General features: G+C 46.5%; 18 protein-coding genes, 1 tRNA gene, 2 rRNA genes, 1 pseudogene and 1 riboswitch (1 of these 23 running past the window's edge). Of the genes and pseudogenes, 15 read left to right on the top strand and 7 right to left on the bottom strand.

From position 1 onward, the window contains the following. The first annotated feature begins 53 nt into the window (after positions 1–53). Positions 54–2060: a methyl-accepting chemotaxis protein gene (locus NYE36_RS15855; RefSeq protein WP_039254117.1), complete on the top strand. Its 2007-nt coding sequence runs from the start codon at positions 54–56 to the stop codon at positions 2058–2060. A gap of 65 nt (positions 2061–2125) precedes the next feature. Further along, a complete protein-coding gene (locus NYE36_RS15850; protein ID WP_003152143.1) occupies positions 2126–2650 on the top strand; it encodes a type 1 glutamine amidotransferase domain-containing protein in 525 nt (174 codons plus the stop codon). A 31-nt stretch (positions 2651–2681) separates the two neighbouring features. Here the strand turns inward: NYE36_RS15850 and NYE36_RS15845 are convergent, their stop codons facing one another. Further along, positions 2682–3668, bottom strand: a complete 987-nt coding sequence (locus NYE36_RS15845; protein ID WP_015240454.1) for a Gfo/Idh/MocA family oxidoreductase — start codon at positions 3666–3668, stop codon at positions 2682–2684. Between the two features lie 179 nt (positions 3669–3847). Between NYE36_RS15845 and NYE36_RS15840 the strand changes: the two genes are divergently transcribed. From NYE36_RS15840 to NYE36_RS15825, 4 genes are all read left to right on the top strand, one after another. Further along, positions 3848–5008, top strand: a complete 1161-nt coding sequence (locus NYE36_RS15840) for an AI-2E family transporter (protein ID WP_007613339.1) — start codon at positions 3848–3850, stop codon at positions 5006–5008. Between the two features lie 91 nt (positions 5009–5099). Next, positions 5100–5930, top strand: a complete 831-nt coding sequence (locus tag NYE36_RS15835; protein ID WP_007613337.1) for an undecaprenyl-diphosphate phosphatase — start codon at positions 5100–5102, stop codon at positions 5928–5930. A 128-nt stretch (positions 5931–6058) separates the two neighbouring features. Beyond that, a tRNA-Ala gene (locus NYE36_RS15830) sits at positions 6059–6131 on the top strand. A 112-nt stretch (positions 6132–6243) separates the two neighbouring features. After that, positions 6244–6564 carry a hypothetical protein gene (locus NYE36_RS15825; RefSeq protein WP_039254122.1) on the top strand — a complete coding sequence of 107 codons (321 nt, stop codon included), beginning with the start codon at positions 6244–6246 and terminating at the stop codon, positions 6562–6564. A gap of 186 nt (positions 6565–6750) precedes the next feature. On the opposite strand, the pseudogene NYE36_RS15820 reads toward NYE36_RS15825, so the two are convergent. Next, positions 6751–7266: pseudogene (locus NYE36_RS15820) on the bottom strand (cupin domain-containing protein); the annotation flags it as partial. A 219-nt stretch (positions 7267–7485) separates the two neighbouring features. Here NYE36_RS15820 and hmpA point away from each other — a divergent pair. Next, positions 7486–8661 (top strand): NO-inducible flavohemoprotein, encoded by a 1176-nt coding sequence (gene hmpA / locus NYE36_RS15815; RefSeq protein ID WP_094032834.1) that lies wholly within the window; start codon positions 7486–7488, stop codon positions 8659–8661. Positions 8662–8802: 141 nt separating this feature from the next. Then, entirely contained in the window at positions 8803–9648 is an 846-nt protein-coding gene (locus NYE36_RS15810) for a glucosaminidase domain-containing protein (RefSeq protein ID WP_007613332.1), read from the top strand. A gap of 33 nt (positions 9649–9681) precedes the next feature. On the opposite strand, the gene NYE36_RS15805 is transcribed toward NYE36_RS15810, so the two are convergent. The 3 genes from NYE36_RS15805 to NYE36_RS15795 form a co-directional block, all read right to left on the bottom strand. Then, positions 9682–10350 (bottom strand): TrkA family potassium uptake protein, encoded by a 669-nt coding sequence (locus tag NYE36_RS15805; protein ID WP_007613331.1) that lies wholly within the window; start codon positions 10348–10350, stop codon positions 9682–9684. A gap of 163 nt (positions 10351–10513) precedes the next feature. Continuing rightward, positions 10514–11053 (bottom strand): biofilm surface layer hydrophobin BslA, encoded by a 540-nt coding sequence (gene bslA, locus NYE36_RS15800; protein WP_015240450.1) that lies wholly within the window; start codon positions 11051–11053, stop codon positions 10514–10516. A gap of 158 nt (positions 11054–11211) precedes the next feature. Continuing rightward, positions 11212–11766 (bottom strand): GbsR/MarR family transcriptional regulator, encoded by a 555-nt coding sequence (locus NYE36_RS15795; RefSeq protein ID WP_265451011.1) that lies wholly within the window; start codon positions 11764–11766, stop codon positions 11212–11214. A gap of 200 nt (positions 11767–11966) precedes the next feature. Here NYE36_RS15795 and betB point away from each other — a divergent pair, with 200 nt between their 5' ends. The 3 genes from betB to NYE36_RS15780 all read left to right on the top strand — a co-directional run bounded on the left by betB (position 11967) and on the right by NYE36_RS15780 (position 15318). Further along, the gene (gene betB, locus NYE36_RS15790) at positions 11967–13439 is read left to right on the top strand and encodes a betaine-aldehyde dehydrogenase (protein ID WP_144463953.1); all 1473 of its coding nucleotides are present in this window, start codon (positions 11967–11969) and stop codon (positions 13437–13439) included. Between the two features lie 17 nt (positions 13440–13456). After that, complete coding sequence (gene gbsB, locus NYE36_RS15785; protein ID WP_053574148.1) at positions 13457–14665, top strand: choline dehydrogenase; 1209 nt, start codon at positions 13457–13459, stop codon at positions 14663–14665. A gap of 71 nt (positions 14666–14736) precedes the next feature. After that, positions 14737–15318: an MOSC domain-containing protein gene (locus tag NYE36_RS15780; protein ID WP_265451010.1), complete on the top strand. Its 582-nt coding sequence runs from the start codon at positions 14737–14739 to the stop codon at positions 15316–15318. A 1-nt stretch (position 15319) separates the two neighbouring features. Here NYE36_RS15780 and NYE36_RS15775 read toward each other — a convergent pair whose 3' ends face one another. After that, entirely contained in the window at positions 15320–15808 is a 489-nt protein-coding gene (locus NYE36_RS15775; RefSeq protein ID WP_144463954.1) for a DinB family protein, read from the bottom strand. A 146-nt stretch (positions 15809–15954) separates the two neighbouring features. On the opposite strand from NYE36_RS15775, the gene NYE36_RS15770 reads away from it, so the two are divergent. Continuing rightward, the gene (locus tag NYE36_RS15770; protein WP_007410165.1) at positions 15955–16485 is read left to right on the top strand and encodes an NfeD family protein; all 531 of its coding nucleotides are present in this window, start codon (positions 15955–15957) and stop codon (positions 16483–16485) included. Between the two features lie 19 nt (positions 16486–16504). Beyond that, positions 16505–18034, top strand: coding sequence for a flotillin family protein (locus tag NYE36_RS15765; RefSeq protein WP_060675302.1), 1530 nt, complete (start codon positions 16505–16507; stop codon positions 18032–18034). Between the two features lie 29 nt (positions 18035–18063). Here NYE36_RS15765 and thiT read toward each other — a convergent pair whose 3' ends face one another. Next, on the bottom strand, positions 18064–18645 hold the full coding sequence (thiT, locus tag NYE36_RS15760; RefSeq protein ID WP_012118271.1) for an energy-coupled thiamine transporter ThiT: 582 nt from the start codon (positions 18643–18645) through the stop codon (positions 18064–18066). 100 nt (positions 18646–18745) lie between these two features. Next, a riboswitch (TPP riboswitch) is annotated at positions 18746–18846 on the bottom strand. Between the two features lie 365 nt (positions 18847–19211). On the opposite strand from thiT, the gene NYE36_RS15755 reads away from it, so the two are divergent. Together NYE36_RS15755 and NYE36_RS15750 are read left to right on the top strand one after the other, a co-directional pair. Next, a 16S ribosomal RNA gene (locus tag NYE36_RS15755) occupies positions 19212–20761 on the top strand. Positions 20762–20994: 233 nt separating this feature from the next. Continuing rightward, positions 20995–21449, top strand: a 23S ribosomal RNA gene (locus tag NYE36_RS15750); it runs 2475 nt beyond the window's last position. The 16S and 23S rRNA genes sit together here, the layout of an rRNA operon.

The following is a 21449-nucleotide window of genomic DNA, read 5'->3' as shown; positions in this document are numbered from 1 at the left end:
TTGTCCTATCTGACGATATTAGATTTAGCTTTTCAAAGAAGGAGACTGAAAAAATGAAACAACTGATACATTGGATCAAACAGCCATCCATCAGCAAGCCGCTGATCGCGGCATTTTTAGCCGTATTGGTGCTTCCGGTCGGCATACTCGCCTACTTCAGCTACCAAACGGCGGGGAGTACATTAGAAAGCGAACTGACCCACAGCGCCCAGGGAAATGTCAGCGAACTGAACAGCGTGCTGGAAAACATGCTCGAAGGCAAGCTGAAAGCGATTGACTACTACAGCGAATCAATCACTAAGGAAAAACTGAACACAAAAAATAAATCGGTACTGCTCGACAATATGAAGCAGTATGTCACCGTAAATGACGATGTCGCGTCAATTTACGCCGCGTCTCGCGACAAAGCGTTCGTGAAATATCCGTCCGTTGATATGCCGTCCGATTATAATCCGCTCACGCGCGAGTGGTACACAAAAGCGGTTGAAAAAAGCGGACAGCCGGTGTTTACCGAGCCTTATAAAGACGCTGCAACCGGACAGACGGTCGTTACGATTGCCCAGCAGACAAAAGACGGATCAGGCGTTGTGGCGCTTGATATTAATCTGGGCGACCTGCTGAACGCTTCCGAACGTGTGCAGATCGGTCATAAAGGATTTGCCTTCATTACAACGGGAGATAAAAAATACATCGCCCATCCGACTATAAAAGCGGGAACGGAGGGCTCCGGAGAGTGGATGAAAGAAGTATTTTCCAAATCAAGCGGATCGTTTGAATACATGTTTGAAGGACAGCAGAAGAAAATGGCCTTCACGACAAACAAACTGACGGGCTGGAAAATCGCCGGCACATTTTTTGTCAGTGAGATCCATGACGCAGCCTCGCCTGTCATGAAAATGGCGCTGATCATCCTGGCGGTTTCTCTTATCGTCGGCGGTATTTTAATCTTTTTTATCATTCGCTCGATTGCAAAACCGCTCAAAAAACTTGTTTCAACATCAGCTAAAATCAGTGACGGCGATTTAACGGAAGTCATTGACATCAAGTCAAAAAATGAATTCGGGCAGCTCAGCCAAAGCTTCAATGAGATGTCGGCATCACTCCGGTCTGTCATCGGCGTCATCCAATCATCCGTCGAACATGTCGCTTCTTCATCCGAAGAGCTGACGGCATCCGCCGGACAGACAAGCAAGGCGACAGAGCATATTACACTGGCGATTGAACAATTCTCAAACGGAAACGAATCACAAAGCGAGAAATTGGGAGAAAGTGCTGATCATCTTTCCCAAATGAATGCCGGCATTGCCGAGACGGCGAATGTATCGGCGGAAATCACTGAATCCGCCATCCAAACCTCTGAAACGGCCGGAAGCGGAGAAGAATTAGTGGCGAAAACGGTAGGCCAGATGAAAACAATTGATCGTTCCGTACAGCAGGCGGAAGCGGTCGTAAAAGGGCTGGAAACGAAGTCGCACGACATTAAGAGCATTCTCAACGTCATTAACGGCATTGCCGATCAAACAAATCTGCTTGCCTTAAACGCTGCCATTGAAGCAGCCAGAGCAGGCGAATACGGGCGGGGCTTCTCCGTCGTTGCGGAAGAAGTGAGAAAGCTTGCCGTACAATCAGCCGGCTCCGCGAAGGAAATCGAAACGCTGATTCAGGAAATCGTCAAAGAAATCGCCACATCGCTTTCCGTATTCCAAGCGGTGAATCAAGATGTGAAGGAAGGCCTCGATATTACGGATCAAACGGCCGAAAGCTTCAAAAAAATCTCAGAAATGACGACTCAGATTTCAGGCGCCTTGCAGCATATGAACGGAACGCTTGAGAAGCTTGCAGCCGGGTCGCAAAATGTGACAAACGCGGTGGAGGACATTACCTCAGTCGCCAAAGAAGGGTCCGCCGGCATTCAAGACATCGCCGCCTCAGCTGAAGAGCAGCTGGCCTCCATGGAAGAAATCAGTTCATCCGCCGAAACGCTTGCGCATATGGCTGAAGAACTGCAGCAGGTCACACGGAAATTTACGATTCAGTCTGAAGACGAAGAACAGCTGTAGCGAGCTGTTTCTTTTCCTCATTTAAAAAAAGCGATACACTAATATAAAAGAAGGGAGTGGCAGTGATGAGATTAGAAGGCAAAAAAGTCATAGCGCTTGTCAGTGACGATTTTGAAGACTTAGAGCTTTGGTATCCCGTCTACCGGCTGAGAGAGGAAGGCGCGATCGTTCATTTAATAGGAGAAGAAGCGGGCCGTTCATACAAAGGAAAATACGGCGTGCCCGCGACGGCGGATTACGATTTTAAGAGCCTGATTATCCAGGAGTATGACGCCGTGCTCGTGCCCGGCGGCTGGGCTCCTGACAAACTGCGAAGATATCCCGAAGTTTTGGACATCATCCGTACGATGAACGAGCAGAAAAAGCCGATCGGCCAGATCTGCCATGCGGGCTGGGTGCTCATATCTGCCGGAATTCTCGCAGGAAAAAAAGTAACGAGCACGCCCGGCATCAAAGACGACATGACAAATGCAGGGGCACAGTGGCTGGATGAAGCTGTCGTAACTGACGGACACATTGTATCAAGCCGCCGCCCGCCCGACCTTCCGCAGTATGCAAAAGCGTTTGCTGACCTGTTAGCGTCCAAATAAAAAACATCCGCCCGAATCCGGGCGGATGTTTTTAGTTTTGATCGGCGGGAAAGACAATTCCGATTTGTTTTCTCGCTTCTTCCATAATGCTTGCCGTAATGAAAGAACGTTCAAATGTATTTTCGGAAGACTCCCGCTGTCCGTTTCGAAGAAGATTGATGAATTCAGCCGTTTCGTAGTACATCGATGGTTTCAGATCAGGGACTGAAATGTCTTCCGTCCGGCCGTCACGATAGCGGATTTCCGCCCGTTCCGGTCCGTGAATGCTGTCCAGAACGATCGTGCCGTCTTCACCCTGAATTTCCGCCGGGGCAAACGAATTTGAGATTTTCGAATGCATCAGCACCGCTTCAAATCCGTCGTATGACAGAATGACCGTGCCTTCGCCGTCAACGCCGGATGCTAGTTTATGACCGGTCGCAATGACGTTTTTCGGTTTGCCGAACAGGACGACTGCCGGATAAATGCAGTACACGCCGATGTCCATTAACGAACCGTTCGATAATTCAGGCTTAAACGCGTTTAGCACCGTACCGTTCTTATATGCATCATATCGTGATGAATATTGGCAGTAGCTTGCCGTGAATCTCCTGACGGGTCCGATTTTATGTAAGTGGTTTTGAAGCATGCTGAAGTTCGGCAGGAACGTTGTTTTCATGGCTTCCATCAAGAGAACGCCGTTCGTTTTGGCTGCGTGAATCATTTCATCCGTTTCCCTTGCGTTAGACGCAAACGGTTTTTCGCACAGTACATGCTTGCCGTGTTCCATAAAAAGGACCGCCTGCTCTTTGTGAAATGCATTCGGGCTGGCGAGATACACCGCGTCATAGGCTTTGCTTTCCGCCATTTCTTTCAGGCTGGTAAAATAATGAGCAGCGCCGTGTTTGCCGGCGAATTCCGCCGCGCGTTCCTCAGTTCTGGAATAAACCGCCGTTAATTGAAAATCATCAATAGCAGAAGCCGCCTCCAGAAATCGTTCTGTAATCCAATTCGTTCCGACTGTTGCAAATCGAATCATTGCTATCGCTCCTTCTATGTATTGGCTTACATTATAGCTTTTTTTCTGAGAAACATAAATGGAAAAAAGGCTGCCGGCTAAAGGGATAGGAAAAATTCCCATAGAGACCGGTTATTATTTTTCATTACAGGAACGATAGTGTACAATTTAAGTAAAATACATATGATGGAGGAACAATAGTGGAAACATTGCAAACATGGGGCGGCAGATTTAAACAGTTTTTCTTAGACAATAAATTTGTCTTGTTTTTGCTTGTATTGCTGCTCATCGGTCTCAATATCCTTGTCTTTATGAAGACATCATTTATTTTCACACCTATTATCGTCCTGCTCAAAACGATTGCGCTCCCCGTCATTTTGACAGGAATTGTTTATTATCTGCTTAATCCGATCGTAGATATATTGGAAAAAATAAGAGTGAAAAGAGTCTATTCCATCCTGCTCCTTTACCTCATTATTATAGGGCTGATTACGATTACGGTCGTTTCAATTATTCCGTTTTTAAAGGAACAGATCATGAGCCTGATCGACAATCTGCCGAAATATGTGGACATCGTTGAAGATCAGACGAAAAGCCTGATCGGAAGCGATTTTGTAAATCAGGCGCAAAAGACGATGAATATCAACATTTCCGATCTTGCTAATAAAGTATCGGCGCAGGCGGCGACAATTGCAAACAGCACATTTACCGGAGTCGGGAATTTTATCGGCGCGCTGACGGAAGTGATTATTTCAATTGTGACCGTGCCGTTTATTCTGTTCTATTTGCTGAAAGACGGCAAAAAACTGCCGATTTATATCTTAAAGTTTGTGCCCACCCGTCTGAAAGAACAAACGTATACGATGCTTAGTGAAATGAACCACAGATTAAGTTCCTATATCAGAGGACAGGTCATCGTCAGCTTCTGCATCGGGTTTTTATTATTTATCGGCTATCTGATTATCGGACTTGATTATGCGTCACTGCTTGCGGTCATTGCCGCTTGTACGAGCGTTGTTCCGTATTTAGGGCCGACCATTGCCATCACGCCGGCGATTATTATCGCGTTGGTCACTTCGCCCCTTATGCTGCTGAAGCTTGCGATTGTATGGACCGTTGTCCAGCTCGTGGAAGGGAAATTAATTTCGCCGCAGATCATGGGGAAAAATCTTCACATTCACCCGATTACCATCATCTTTGTTCTTTTAACCGCCGGAAAGCTGTTCGGGGTTGTCGGCATTATTTTAGCCATCCCGGGGTATGCGGTCATCAAAGTGGTCACGACCCATCTGTTTGATTGGTTCAAAATGCGTTCGCATTTATATGAAGAAGAAAAAAATGATGCTGTATCGAAGTCATAAAATCGGAACGGACATGATATTTATTATAAGACAGGCTTTCCTTCAGAGGAGAGCTTCTCTTTTGTAAATGATGAATGAAGGGAAGAATGGGATGACACTATGGGAGATGTTCACAGCAGCCGTTTTGGGAATCGTGGAAGGGCTGACGGAGTACGCGCCGGTTTCTTCCACGGGACATATGATCATAGCGGATGACATCTGGCTGAAATCCGGAAGCCTGATGAATCCGGAAGCCGCCAATTCCTTCAAAGTGGTGATTCAGCTCGGTTCGATTCTGGCGGTGGCCATTGTGTTTAAGGATCGGATATTACATTTACTCGGCCTCAAAAAAAACGTCACGCGCGATCAGCAGAAGGGATACAGGCTGACCATCGCGCAAATCGCCGTCGGTCTTGTTCCGGCGGCGGTGCTCGGCTTTTTATTTGAGGATTTCATTGACCGCTATTTATTCTCCGTCAGAACGGTCGCTTACGGATTAATTGCCGGAGCCGTGCTTATGCTTATAGCGGACTGGATCAATAAAAGGAAAGAAACGATCGATACGGTGGACAGAATCACCTACAAACAGGCTTTCTGTGTCGGATTATTCCAGTGTCTCGCCTTATGGCCCGGATTTTCCCGCTCAGGCTCAACGATTGCCGGAGGTGTCATTGTCGGCTTGAATCACCGGGCAGCCGCAGACTTCACATTTATTATGGCTATTCCGATTATGGCGGGCGCAAGCCTTCTGAAGCTGGTGAAATACTGGAGCAGTCTTTCTTATGACATGATTCCGTTTTTTCTTGTCGGCTTTATCTGCGCCTTTGTCGTCGCCCTCTTAGTCGTCAAATTTTTTCTTCGGCTCATTAACCGGATTAAGCTTGTCCCGTTCGCCATTTACCGTGTCATCCTCGGCATCATTTTAATCATGCTCGTGCGATAAACGAAGAGGCCCCCCGGAGGGTCTTCTTTTTATGTTCGAAAAACGTCTCAGGAAAATATGAGCAAACTGAATTTTCTGCTTGAAATTCATAGAAGACTCGTCTATAATAAAACATGACGTTACAGCACGGGGCCATAGCTCAGCTGGGAGAGCGCTACGCTGGCAGCGTAGAGGTCAGGGGTTCGAGCCCCCTTGGCTCCATACCTTTAAACCCTTATTCTATAAATAAGGGTTTTTTTGTTTTTTCATCTTCTGCGGCAGCCTCTATGTTCTGCTTCATTTCTAACAATTCAAAATAAAGGAAAGAGAGAAAATGAAAAAGAAAATCTATCTTATATTATCTCTGTCAGCGGCACTGGCACTTCTTTTAACAGCGCTCCCGGCTCTTTCTCCCGTCGTCTTCACGTCTGCTTCAGAAAAAGGAGCCATCAGGCATGACATTTATAAAAAAGGATATCCGTATCAAAGCTACTTTGCGATTCTTCGAAAAGAAGAAGGCGGCGGAGAGGCCGGGAACCTTTATTATGTAAATTGGTTCAATTGGAAAGATGAAACCGGACAGACGCCGCACGTATGTTATTCAAAAAAATCGTCCGAAGGCGAGTACAAAGTAAGCTGCGGAACCGGACCGTGATGATCAAGAGCCCCTCTTCAATGAGGGGCTCTTTCTGTCAATGCCGCTCTGGCTCTCCGTTTAATATCCCCAATATAACGGCGTATCATAATGCCGATACGGATCATTCGGATAATGCGTATTTGGCTGATAAGGCTTATTCATATCATGAATACCCGTGTTTTCAGACTGTCCGCAGTATTTATCGGGACCTATCACAGTTGATTGCCGGATCGGTGAAACGGCTTTTTCCCACTCATGCTCATTCAGACAGTACGTATGCGCCATGATCTCAGGCGGCGTCAGACGGAGAATATCCGAGCCGTATATCACTTCAGGCGAAGGGGCGTCAAATATGGCCAAAAGGTGGGTTTTGTCTGAAGTGGCGACTTCATAATGCCACCACCCCTGCGGAACATTCGCCACTTGTCCTGAAGAGATCGGATAATTCCGTATTTTCTGGGTGAACGGATTCAGCATCGACACCACCGCGGAACCCGAAATACAGTACACCAATTCAGCGGCGTTTTGATGGGTATGCGGTTCAATCACATTTGTTTTGCTCAGAAAGATATCTAATAATGAAATATTTTCAAGCGTGTTTAACTGTTTAATCCCCAATACATTGATAAAGTTCCGAGCATCTTTCGTAAAAAAACGGCTCTCATTCACATCATAAGTGAATTGTGTATTCGGAGACGTGTAATCGATATCGGAAACCATGCACTCCCCCGCTTTCATCTTTAAACGTATATTCCCAAATATATGTGTCCCTGTTTCACCGGGTGATAAAAAAAAGGAGGTGAAATCCATAAATTCCAAATCCAACACAATATTGTGACGACTTTTTTAAAGATTCATTTTCAATATATCTTTTATTCGAAATATCTCTTACTATAAAGATATATTGAAAATACATCTTTAGAAGGGTTGAGGATTAACATGCTGGATGAGAGAACAATAGACATCATCAAAAGCACAGTACCCGTATTGAAAACACATGGAGAAAACATCACCGGACGCTTTTATAACCTGATGTTTCAAGATCATCCCGAACTGTTAAATATGTTTAACCAAACGAACCAAAAGAAACAGACTCAGCGCGCAGCATTGGCAAATACAGTCATTGCGGCTGCGGCGAATATTGATCAATTAGAACAAATCATTCCGGCGGTCAGACAGATCGGCCATAAACACACAAGCATCGGTGTAAAACCGGAACATTATCCGATTGTCGGAAAGTATCTGCTTCTGGCAATTAAGGATGTGCTGCAGGATGCCGCAACTCCTGAGATTATACAGGCATGGGAAAAAGCTTACGGTGTTATTGCGGAGGCTTTCATCGGCATTGAAAAAGACATGTACAATGAAGCCGGATGGCAGGGGTATAAAGAATTTACGGTTATACAGAAAACGAAAGAAAGCAAAGATATCACATCATTTTATATCAAACCGAGTGACGGCTCTTCGCTTCCTGGATTTGAAGCGGGACAATATATCAGCATTAAAGTGCTGATTGCGGATTCTCCTTATACGCACATTCGCCAGTACAGCCTGTCTGATGCTTCTCAAAAAGGGGCATATCGGATTTCTGTGAAAAAGGACGGAGTGGTTTCTTCTCATCTCCACAATGAAGTTCAAGAGGGAGATAAACTTGAAGTCAGCGCACCCGCTGGGGATTTCAAGCTGTCTTCTTCCGAAAAACCGGTTGTTCTTATCAGTGCCGGTTCCGGAATCACGCCGATGATGAGCATGCTGAAAACAGCCGCCGAAAAACAGCCGGAGCGTGCCGTTACTTTTATTCATGCCGCGAAAAACGGAGTGTACGCCGCGTTCCGCAAAGAGGCTGAACAAGCTGCGGAGAATCATCCGAATATTAACGTCATTTATGTATACAGTGAACCGGCAGAACAAGACCGCTCAGGAGACAAGCCTTTTCACAGGGGCAGGATTGATCAAACCTTTCTGGAGCAGCTTCATCTGAATCAAGATGCTGAATTTTACTTGTGCGGATCAGCACAGTTTATGACGGAAATGAAAGACATGATTCTTGCTCTCGGGTTTGACACTGATTCCATTCAATATGAATTGTTCGGCCCTCAGCTGAGCATGGCATAACAAAAAAGACTCCTCAAAGAGGAGTCTTTTTTATTTGCACAATGTGTTCTTTCTCCGTCTTTTTCCCTATTTTATTGAAATTTTCATCAATGACCAGTAAAATTATAAATCTAGTGATTCCGGAATTAAAGGAAGGTTGATATGAAAAAGAAAGCAAAGACCAAAAGGGTGCTTGGGTGCCTTTTTGCTGTATCTCTTATATTCGGATTATTTCTGGTATCAATGGTGTTTTCGAAATTCATAGTGACGGAAGAAAAACCGCCTGAAGAGGTGGACGAGCAGCAGGTCTTTATTGACAGCCTTTCGGGGCATGCTCAAATTTTATATGAGAAATATCATGTCCTTCCGAGCATCACCCTCGCACAGGCCATTCTCGAATCGGACTGGGGGAACAGTGAGCTTGCGGGGAAAGCGCGCAACCTGTTCGGTGTAAAAGGTGATTATAAAGGAAAACACGTCACGATGAAAACGGATGAATTTGAAAAAGGAAAAAGAAAAACGATTCGGGCAAAATTCCGTAAATACAGCACGTTTTTTGAATCAATGGATGACCATGCCAAATTATTTGTCAACGGAACGTCTTGGAATAAAAAGAAGTATAAGCCTGTCATTGAAGCGGACAATTATAAAACAGCGGCGGCTGCCCTTCAAAAATCCGGCTACGCCACAGACCCCGGCTATGCTGAAAAAATTAAAGATGTCATAGAAACCTATAACCTGAATGAATATGACAAAATCAATGCCTCTCTTAAAGCAGTTGATATGAAAGGCGCCATCAAAGACCACGCCATTGAAGACGTGTGGTCCAAGCCGTCAAAAGAGCGGCATTCTATTAAACTGGCATCGGCGCAAAAGTTTACCGGCGAGCATATTAAAGTCGTATCTGAAAAGCAAAACGGAGAATCCGTCTGGTACCAAATCCAAGTGAAAGATGAGCTGATCGGCTGGGTTGACCAAACCGCCGTCCAGTTAAGTGAAGAAACATAAGCATCAAAAAAAGCCGGCAGCCCGCCGGCTTTTTTACATTCCTTCAGTTTCAAACCTTTTAATATCACGTTTATGCCCCATCAGCACAAGGCAGTCACATTCATGAATGACAGTCTCCGGAGAAGGGGACAGCTGAATGTCGCCGTTATGTTTCAAGGCGAGAATGGTGCAGCCGAATCTGGCCCGGACGCCGAGATCAAGAATGGATTTTAAATGCAGCTTTTTCGTGGCTGAAAGCTCCACGATGCTGTATTCATCTGACAAATCAATATAATTTAAGACGTTTTCATCCGAAAGGCTTTGCGCAATCCGCACGCCCATATCCTTTTCGGGATGGATAATACGATCAGCACCGATCTTTTCAAGCACTTTGTGATGATAATAGTTTTGCGCTTTCACCCAAATATTAGGGATGTTCAGCTCCTTCAATAACAGCGTCGTCAGCGTGCTTGCCTGAATGTTGGCGCCGATTGCTACGATGACATATTCAAAATTTCTGATGCCGAGCGACTGAAGCTCGCTTTCTTCCGTTGAATTTGCCCGCACAGCATGCGTGGCATAAGAGGAGTATGCGTTGACCCGCTCTTCGCTGATATCGACCGCAAGCACCTCATGCCCCATTTTAAAAAGCTCTTTACAGATGCTTCCGCCGAAACGTCCGAGTCCGATGACGGCAAATTGTTTATTTTTGATTTTTCCCAATCCTCATAACTCCTTAAGAAACTGTTTTCGTCACTCCAAATACAACAAACAAGAATGTACTCCTGTTTCAAGGGTTTGTCAATGCGAGGGCTGGAAGAAAGAAAACAGCACGAAAAAAGACCGGCTGACAAGCGATGGGCTTGTGCCGGTCCGTTTTTCGCAATTATTTGCAGTTGCAAGGCTGTGTCGGCGGTGTGCTGCGTTTTTGAACAACAATTGTGTCCTCAGCATAGAATTTAGAGCCGATGCTTAATGATTTATTTTCTGCACGGAACTTATATGTACCTGCAGCAGGCAATGTTTTATTATTAAGAGAAAGCTTGAATTCCGCTGCGCCGAGCAAATCAATGTTTAACGGAAGTCTGACTGTTTTGCCGTTATTCAGAATCTGTCTTTCACGCAAAGCGTGTCCGTTGACTGTATCTTTTGTTGTAGCCGCAAATCCGCTAGGAAGGGTAAATTCCATAACGCCTAAGCTCAGGATCGTGTTCGGACGGTACGTCAATTCGATATCAGAAAATGACCATTCCTGCTGGCTGGCACCTGTATATTTTGCAAATAAGGTAGCAGTCGCTTTCGTGGACATTTCCGGTTCGTGAACGGTTGAGCCTGACTCAGCGGCGAATGACGCTGTCGGCAGAGAAAGAAGCAAAACCAGGCCGAATAAACTTGCCATGACAGTTGAGAAAAATTTCTGTTTCATTTTCATAAATCCCCCTAAAAAAATTTGTTGATTGTTCTTAAAAAAGAACGACCATACCTATAAAAATTTACCATCAATTTTAATGGAAGTAAATGGGGTTATGTTCCTATATTTTCTCAAAAATAATCAAATCACGACAAAAAACGCCTGATTTTGATTCAGGCGTTTTTTTCGTCCGTTTCTATCGGAATAAATTTAAAAATTTCCCCGCTCTGAACCGAGTCAGCGAGACGCTGCAGCCAATGATAATAAGCTTTCGAACTTTCAAGCTGATCATATAACTGCCGCGCTTCTTCCTGTAATTCCGTGTTGCCTTCCTCGGCCAGCAAAACGGACTGCAAATCCGCCTGGGCCTGTTCGATGGCGGACAAATTCACCTGAACTTCACGATCCCATTTCGGCGGGAAGAAATTCGTGAAAAACGTAAAGAAATCTTTTTCCGCTACAAACGTATGCTTCCGTGTGCCGCGGTGAAAGGTTTTTTTGACCACATTTAAATCCTGCAGCTTTTTTACGCCTGTGCTCATACTCGGTTTGCTCATCTGCAGTTCCTCACGCATTTCGTCAAGCGTCATTTCATCCCTCATATACATTGTTCCGTATAAAATCCCGACACTTCGAGTGATTCCGTAAAGATCCATCGTCTCTGCAATGGAATCAATGACAAGATCCCTAGCTTGTTCTATAGCTGCGAATTCTGGATTCTCATCCATACTGTCCCTCTTTTCCTCTTGAAGTTTAAATTTGTTAAGTCATTTCTTTATGTTCTTAATCTTAACGAATCATGACAAAATGTCAAAATCTAAACGGACTGACCGGGTTTTGACAGGCAAAAAAACATATGTTAAATTAATATTGTTAAAAACATTAAATTTTTATTTAACAAACTTACTTTTCGGTAAGGAGGACTCTTATGAGCAAAACGCTTTATATCGGCGGCGAATGGATCAGTGCAGAAAAAAAACAGACCCGCCGTATCATTAATCCATTTAATCAAGAAGAAATTGCAACGGTATGCGAAGGAGACCGGAACGATGCGGTGAAAGCCATCGCCGCAGCCAGAAAAGCATTTGATGAAGGGGAGTGGCCGGTGCTTTCCGGGCTCGAGCGCGGACAATTTGTTCTGAAAATTGCGGAATTAATCAGACGCGATCTGAACGAATTAGCTGAGCTGGAATCGCTCGATACAGGAAAAACGATTGAAGAAAGTAAAGCCGATATGGATGATATCGCAAATGTATTTCAATATTATGCCGGTTTGGCGGATAAAGACGGAGGCGAGGTCATTTCATCTCCGATTCCCGATTCCGTAAGTAAAATCGTCAGAGAGCCAATTGGCGTATGCGGACAAATTACGCCGTGGAACTATCCGCTCCTTCAGGCGAGCTGGAAAATCGCTCCCGCTCTTGCGGCCGGAAACACGATCGTTTTAAAGCCGAGCGAGATTACTCCGCTGACAACCATTAAAGTCTTTCAATTAATAGAAGAAGCCGGTATTCCGAAAGGGGTCGCCAATCTTGTGCTGGGGCCGGGCGCCTCTGTCGGCGATGAGCTGGCGAGAAACCTCGACGTCGATTTGGTCTCTTTTACGGGCGGAATTGAAACAGGCAAAAAAATCATGCAGGCGGCAAGCGGCAATGTGAAAAAGATTGCCCTGGAGCTTGGCGGCAAAAATCCGAATATCGTATTTCAAGATGCAGATCTCGAAACAGCTGCAGATCAAGCGCTGAACGCCGTGTTTTTCCATGCCGGCCAAGTTTGTTCGGCAGGGTCACGTCTTTTGGTGGACGAAGCCATTCATGATGAATTTTTAGCCGAGCTGATCAAGCGCACGAAACGCATCAAATTAGGAAATGGTTTTCATGAAGATACGGAAAGCGGTCCGCTGATTTCCGCCGAGCATCGGGCCAAAGTCGAAAAATACGTAGAAATCGGTATCGAAGAAGGGGCAAAACTGGAAACAGGCGGCAAACGTCCTGATGATCCCGCCCTTCAAAACGGTTTCTTCTATGAACCTACTATTTTCTCACACTGCAAGTCTGGTATGCGGATAGTCCAAGAGGAGATTTTCGGCCCCGTTTTAACAGTTGAGTCATTTTCATCTGAAGAAGAAGTGATCAGACTTGCCAACGATACCATTTACGGGCTGGCCGGAGCGGTATGGTCAAAGGATATTGAAAAATGCGAACGCGTAGCCGCCAAACTGCGGATGGGAACGGTATGGATCAATGATTTCCACCCGTATTTCGCGCAAGCGCCATGGGGCGGGTACAAACAATCGGGCTTCGGCCGCGAACTCGGCAAAATCGGTCTGGAAGAATACACGGAAATCAAACATATTTACCGCAACACGAAACCAGCGGCTGTGAACTGGTTTCAAGCATAACGAGGAGGAGATACAATATGACATTAAATATGAAAGTAGAAAGCATGCATAAATTCCATACATTCGAAATCCCGACAGTCATTAAACACGGAATCGGTGCGATTCAGCAAGCGGGAAGTGAAGTCAGAGCGCTTGGCGTCACAAAAGCGCTGCTCGTAACAGACCCGGGAATTTATAACGCGGGAGTGGCAAACCCGGTCATTGAATCTTTACAGGAAGCGGGCATCGAAGTCGTCCTGTTTAACAAAGTGGAGCCGAACCCGCCTGTACGTCTTGTAAACGAAGGATCAGAACTGTATAAAAAAGAAAACTGCAACGGCCTTGTGGCTGTCGGCGGCGGAAGCTCCATGGATACAGCGAAAGCGATCGGGGTAGAAGCGACACACGAAGGAAGCGTGCTTGATTATGAAGCCGCGGAAGGCAAAAAGCCGCTGGAAAACCGTATTCCTCCGCTGACAACGATCCCGACGACTGCGGGAACAGGTTCAGAGGTCACACAATGGGCGGTCATTACAGATGAGGAAAGAGAATTTAAATTCAATACGGGCGGACCGCTTATCGCCGCGCATTTAACGGTCATTGACCCTGAGCTGCACACGTCCATGCCTCCGCATGTGACGGCCATGACAGGTATTGACGCACTTGCGCACGCCATCGAGTGCTATACGATGAAATTCGCGCAGCCGATCACTGATGCCGTCGCTTTAATGGCCATTGAATATGCGGCGCATTATATTAAGCGCGCGTTTGCGGACGGAGAGGATTTGGAAGCAAGATACGGCATGGCGCAGGCGGCGATGCTTGCCGGCCTTTCATACGGCAGTGAATCAGCAGGCGCGGCGCATGCGATGAGCCAGACGCTCGGCGGCATCATCCCTGTCGCTCACGGACAATGCGTCGCAGCTATGATGGGGCCGGTAATGGAATACAACTGGAAAGGCTACCCGGAAAAATTCGCCCGCATCGCCAAAGCATTCGGAATCGATACAAGCAACATGACAACCGAAGAAGCGGCAAAAGCGTCCGTCAACTGGATGTATGATCTTGTAAAAGATTTAGAGGTGCCAAGTTTAGAAGAACAAGGTGTGTCTCCGGACATGATTGAACGTTTATCAAAAGAAGCCATGAAAGATCCGCAAACTTTCGGAAATCCAAGAGATTTGAATGAGAAAGCATACAACTGGATTTACAAACGCTGCTTTGATCTAACGCCGAAAACGGTATAATAAATGAACCCCGCTCCTTTACAGAGCGGGGTTTTTTAAGGATAATGTCAAGAAAAAGGCGGTGGCGGCTGATGTGGAAACGCATAACAGCAAAGACGGAAGGCGTATATATAGCGGATACCGAACAATTTGTTACCAAAAAGATGGACAAGCTTCGTGCGGAATACGGCGGGTTTCCCGGTGACCTGCATTTCGGACTGACAAAAAAGGCCGGCGCGCGTGAGCCGATGTATGAAAGAGGAACAGAGATTTTTAACCGGAGACAGATTTCAATCGTGTCCATGGAGGAATGTGATGACATTGCGGAGAAGATGGGGATTTCTCATATCTTTCCCGAATGGCTCGGCGCTAATATCGCAATCAGCGGTTTTTCTGCACTGACGCCGCTTAAAGAAGGAAGCAGAATGATATTTCCGAGCGGTGCGTCTCTGTTGTGTGAGGGAGAAAATGATCCGTGCATTCAGCCGGGAGAAGTCATTCAATCCTTTTATCCGGATCAGCCAAAACTCGCCGCGGCGTTTGTGAGGCACGCGATGGGCAGAAGAGGAATTGTCTGTATTGTTGAACGCCCGTGTGATATATGCACGGGCGATGCGGTCACCATCCATTCTTATGAACCGAAACGCGCCAAGAAAAAAATCGAGAAGGTCTGACTCAGACCTTTTCGATTTTTTGTTTGATTTCTTTTATTTGATTAATGTGACGCTTTTCATGATGGCCGATAAAATCAATCCACTGGCGGATCGTCAGTTCTTGAAAAACAGGATGCGGAAGCACACGTTCAAAGTCTTCCTCGTTTAATGATGAAATGACGGCGGTCAGCTGCTGTCTTGCTGTATCTAATTCTTGTTTTGCTTCAATGACTGATATTCGGTTTTGCTCAGGTTCGAGGTGTGACGGAGCCGGCCGTTTATTTGTTCTGTCCTCTATAAACTCCATCGGTTGTTCTTCTATTTCTTTTAACGGTGCGTCTTTTGCCTGCTTTGATAAAAGGGTCTGCGCTGTTTCGTCAATTTTCTTTAAATGGTCAAGGACTCCCCGCACGCTCCACTCATCAGCCGCGGGCTTTCGGTTGAATTCCTCATCAGAGAGTCCTTTCAGTTCTTCCCAGATCTGCTGTCTGGCTTCATTAAAAATGCTCATCCTATCTCCTCCTTTAGAGTAAACATATCATATCCGGATTGGATAATCATGTAATCAGCCTCCCTTATCAGAAAATTGAAACCATTTACCTTTACATCCGTATATAAAGTAACACTCCGACACATCGGCTGAAAGGAGGATAGAAGATGGACATATTTCATCTGCCGCTTGAAACGGTCTATCTTTACACATTGATTATTTCGGGAAGTCTCACGCTTTTGATTCTGTTTTTTCAAGATGTGTTTCACGGCCTCTCGGAAGCCATTCCTGTTTCATTTTTAAACCCTGCATTGATTCTGTCTTTTTTAACAATCTTTTCAGCCTCAGGTTATATCGGCGAAATCGCCGCTCCGCTATCAAGTTCTGTCATTGCGTTGCTTTCATTTGTTCTTTCGGTTCTTTTGGTCAGCCTGCTTCACTTCTTCGTCCTTGTCCCGCTTTCATCAGCGGAAGAATCGCTCGCTTATCGAGAGACGGATTTAAAGGGCAGAGTCGGCAGGGTCATTACTTCCGTCCCGAAAGACGGCTATGGAGAAGTGATCATAGAGGGAATAGGGGGCGCCATTTCTAAATCAGCCGTCAGCTTTGATCAAGAACAGATCAAGTACGGAACTGCCGTATTAGTGATTGACGTGAAAGACGGAGTGCTTTTTGTGACGCCGCATGAACCAATCTGATATCTAAGGGGGAACTGTTATGACTATGCCGATTATCATCGTTATCGGAATCGTATTCTTTTTACTCATCGCACTTATTGCTGTATTTATTACGAAGTACCGGACGGCGGGGCCGGACGAAGCCCTTATCGTGACCGGAAGTTATTTGGGAAATAAGAACGTCCACATTGATGAAGGCGGAAATCGTCTGAAAATCGTCCGGGGCGGGGGAACGTTCGTGCTCCCGGTATTCCAGCAGGCAGAACCTCTCAGTTTACTGTCAAGCAAACTTGATGTCTCTACACCTGAAGTCTATACAGAGCAAGGCGTGCCGGTAATGGCCGACGGAACCGCCATTATTAAAATCGGAGGCTCCATCGGTGAAATCGCCACAGCAGCTGAACAATTTTTGGGGAAATCCAAGGACGACCGTGAGCAGGAGGCGCGGGAGGTGCTGGAAGGCCATCTGCGCTCCATCCTCGGCTCCATGACCGTTGAAGAGATTTATAAAAACAGGGAAAAGTTTTCTCAGGAAGTCCAGCGGGTCGCGTCTCAGGATCTTGCTAAAATGGGGCTTGTGATCGTTTCTTTTACGATTAAAGACGTCCGCGATAAAAACGGCTATCTTGAATCATTAGGTAAGCCGAGAATTGCCCAAGTCAAGCGGGATGCGGACATTGCCACGGCAGAAGCGGATAAAGAGACGAGGATTAAACGCGCGGCCGCTGATAAAGACGCAAAAAAATCAGAGCTGGAGCGGGCGACGGAAATAGCTGAAGCGGAAAAAATCAATCAGCTGAAAATGGCGGAATACAGAAGAGAGCAGGATACAGCAAAAGCCAATGCCGACCAGGCATATGATCTTGAAACAGCAAAAGCCCGCCAGCAGGTGACAGAGCAGGAAATGCAAATTAAAATTATTGAGCGGCAAAAGCAGATTGAATTGGAGGAAAAAGAAATTCTGCGCCGTGAGCGCCAATATGACTCTGAAGTGAAGAAAAAAGCCGATGCTGACCGTTACTCGGTGGAACAAGCGGCCGCGGCCGCAAAAGCGAAGCAGCTCGCAGAAGCGGATGCCGAGCAGTACAGCATCGAAGCGATGGCCAAGGCGGAAGCGGAACGCGTGAGAATTGACGGTCTTGCTAAAGCGGAGGCTGAAAAGGCGAGAGGAGAAACCGAAGCGGAAGTCATCCGCCTGAAAGGTCTCGCAGAAGCGGAAGCTAAAGAAAAAATCGCCGAAGCATTCGAAAAATACGGGCAGGCTGCAATCCTTGATATGATTGTGAAAATGCTGCCTGAATATGCGAAGCAAGTCTCAGCGCCTCTTTCCAACATTGATAAAATAACCGTCGTTGATACGGGAGGAAGCGGTGAAAACGGCGGGGCCAATAAAGTCACAGGCTACGCAACCAATTTAATGGCCGGTCTTCAGGAAAGCTTAAAAGCATCTTCCGGAATCAATGTAAAAGAGCTTATTGAGAATTTTTCAGGCAAAGGAAACATAAAACAAAGTATAAATGAACTTACAAAAGAACTGAGTGATTCAAACGAACAGCACAGCCAGGAATAAAAAACAGCAGGCGTAAACCGCCTGCTGTTTCAGTTCGTCCGCTTAGCTTCAAGAAGCCGCGGCGCAGTCATGAATAATAAGATAAGGACAATGGCCGAAAGGATAAAAGAAGGAATCATATAAGTCGCGTTATAGACGGACGAATAAATCCATACCGGCGTGCCTTTCGGAGCATAGCTTCCGAAAAAGACCGCTCCGGAGACCACATGTGCCGCATAGCGCAGCACACTGCCGATGAAAACACCGCCTATAACATACATCGTTAAAGCGCCTCTTTTTTTATTCAATGCCGATTCTCGTACACCGGAAGCAAACAAGCCGCTGAAACCGAGAACTGCAAATGCCGCGATGTAATCAAGAAATAGCTGCACCGGGTGCTGCAAAAACAAATTGCCGATGGCGATCTGGACAATCCCTGTCAAAAAGCCTGTCGTAAGCCCGGCTTTCACTCCCCAGCGGAATGAAATCAAAAAAATCGGAATCATCATAATAGAGACCGAACCGCCTTGGGGCATCCGGAGAAACATACCTGAGACAATGTCCAGAATGACAGCCGCCCCGGTCATAATCGCTATTTCAATTAAGCGCACAAGCCGTGTTGAATGATTCATAGTTTTCCCCCTGGTCAGACAACCGTAACAAGGATAAACAAAAAAGCAGCGCGGGGAAGGATGGGAAAAGGCCCGCGCGCTGCTTACATAAACTGCAAATCATTTGGCTTTGCCACATCCCTACGCCAGCGTTAACTAACAGGTTCAAAGGGTCAGAACAAAACGTTCACTCTCAGCTTTAATGCTCCCCTTGTGGTCATCAAGTATTTAGTTCAATCTTACTATACAAGAAAATATGCCAATCCACAAGACAGCTTATCTTTCTATAGAAGAGAAACTGAAATAAGTATGAAAGAAAATAATTAATGATTTTTTTAAAAAAACTATTGTCATATTTTCAAAAGGGTGTTATATTATTAAACGTCGCTGATGAACAGCAGACAACAACGAAAAGCTTCGGAAACAACTTGAAAAAAGTTGTTGACATAAAAGAAGCTGAGTGGTAAGATAATAAAGCTGCTTCAACAAGCGGTAATGATCTTTGAAAACTAAACAAGACAAAACGTACCTGTTAATTCAAAGTTTTAAATAAATCGCACAGCGATGTGCGTAGTCAGTCAAACACTTTATCGGAGAGTTTGATCCTGGCTCAGGACGAACGCTGGCGGCGTGCCTAATACATGCAAGTCGAGCGGACAGATGGGAGCTTGCTCCCTGATGTTAGCGGCGGACGGGTGAGTAACACGTGGGTAACCTGCCTGTAAGACTGGGATAACTCCGGGAAACCGGGGCTAATACCGGATGGTTGTTTGAACCGCATGGTTCAGACATAAAAGGTGGCTTCGGCTACCACTTACAGATGGACCCGCGGCGCATTAGCTAGTTGGTGAGGTAACGGCTCACCAAGGCGACGATGCGTAGCCGACCTGAGAGGGTGATCGGCCACACTGGGACTGAGACACGGCCCAGACTCCTACGGGAGGCAGCAGTAGGGAATCTTCCGCAATGGACGAAAGTCTGACGGAGCAACGCCGCGTGAGTGATGAAGGTTTTCGGATCGTAAAGCTCTGTTGTTAGGGAAGAACAAGTGCCGTTCAAATAGGGCGGCACCTTGACGGTACCTAACCAGAAAGCCACGGCTAACTACGTGCCAGCAGCCGCGGTAATACGTAGGTGGCAAGCGTTGTCCGGAATTATTGGGCGTAAAGGGCTCGCAGGCGGTTTCTTAAGTCTGATGTGAAAGCCCCCGGCTCAACCGGGGAGGGTCATTGGAAACTGGGGAACTTGAGTGCAGAAGAGGAGAGTGGAATTCCACGTGTAGCGGTGAAATGCGTAGAGATGTGGAGGAACACCAGTGGCGAAGGCGACTCTCTGGTCTGTAACTGACGCTGAGGAGCGAAAGCGTGGGGAGCGAACAGGATTAGATACCCTGGTAGTCCACGCCGTAAACGATGAGTGCTAAGTGTTAGGGGGTTTCCGCCCCTTAGTGCTGCAGCTAACGCATTAAGCACTCCGCCTGGGGAGTACGGTCGCAAGACTGAAACTCAAAGGAATTGACGGGGGCCCGCACAAGCGGTGGAGCATGTGGTTTAATTCGAAGCAACGCGAAGAACCTTACCAGGTCTTGACATCCTCTGACAATCCTAGAGATAGGACGTCCCCTTCGGGGGCAGAGTGACAGGTGGTGCATGGTTGTCGTCAGCTCGTGTCGTGAGATGTTGGGTTAAGTCCCGCAACGAGCGCAACCCTTGATCTTAGTTGCCAGCATTCAGTTGGGCACTCTAAGGTGACTGCCGGTGACAAACCGGAGGAAGGTGGGGATGACGTCAAATCATCATGCCCCTTATGACCTGGGCTACACACGTGCTACAATGGACAGAACAAAGGGCAGCGAAACCGCGAGGTTAAGCCAATCCCACAAATCTGTTCTCAGTTCGGATCGCAGTCTGCAACTCGACTGCGTGAAGCTGGAATCGCTAGTAATCGCGGATCAGCATGCCGCGGTGAATACGTTCCCGGGCCTTGTACACACCGCCCGTCACACCACGAGAGTTTGTAACACCCGAAGTCGGTGAGGTAACCTTTATGGAGCCAGCCGCCGAAGGTGGGACAGATGATTGGGGTGAAGTCGTAACAAGGTAGCCGTATCGGAAGGTGCGGCTGGATCACCTCCTTTCTAAGGATTTTAACGGAATATAAGACCTTGGGTCTTATAAACAGAACGTTCCCTGTCTTGTTTAGTTTTGAAGGATCATTCCTTCAAAACATAGGAACACCTGCTAAATGCGCCACTTCCTGTGGCAACGCATGTGTTAGCATGTCCTATGCGTTGTTCTTTGAAAACTAGATAACAGAAGTAATTCACATTCAATTAGTAATGCAAGATATCACGTAGTGATTCTTTTTAACGGTTAAGTTAGAAAGGGCGCACGGTGGATGCCTTGGCACTAGGAGCCGATGAAGGACGGGACGAACACCGATATGCTTCGGGGAGCTGTAAGCAAGCTTTGATCCGGAGATTTCCGAATGGGGAAACCCACCACTCGTAATGGAGTGGTATCCATATCTGAATACATAGGATATGAGAAGGCAGACCCGGGGAACTGAAACATCTAAGTACCCGGAGGAAGAGAAAGCAAATGCGATTCCCTGAGTAGCGGCGAGCGAAACGGGACCAGCCCAAACCAAGAGGCTTGCCTCTTGGGGTTGTAGGACACTCTGTACGGAGTTACAAAGGAACGAGGTAGATGAAGAGGTCTGGAAAGGCCCGCCATAGGAGGTAACAGCCCTGTAGTCAAAACTTCGTTCTCTCCTGAGTGGATCCTGAGTACGGCGGAACACGTGAAATTCCGTCGGAATCCGGG

It is taken from the genome of Bacillus sp. FSL R5-0593 (assembly GCF_038603755.1).
In the GTDB taxonomy this organism is placed as follows: domain Bacteria; phylum Bacillota; class Bacilli; order Bacillales; family Bacillaceae; genus Bacillus; species Bacillus velezensis.
This window is presented reverse-complemented; position numbering and strand designations above follow the sequence as displayed.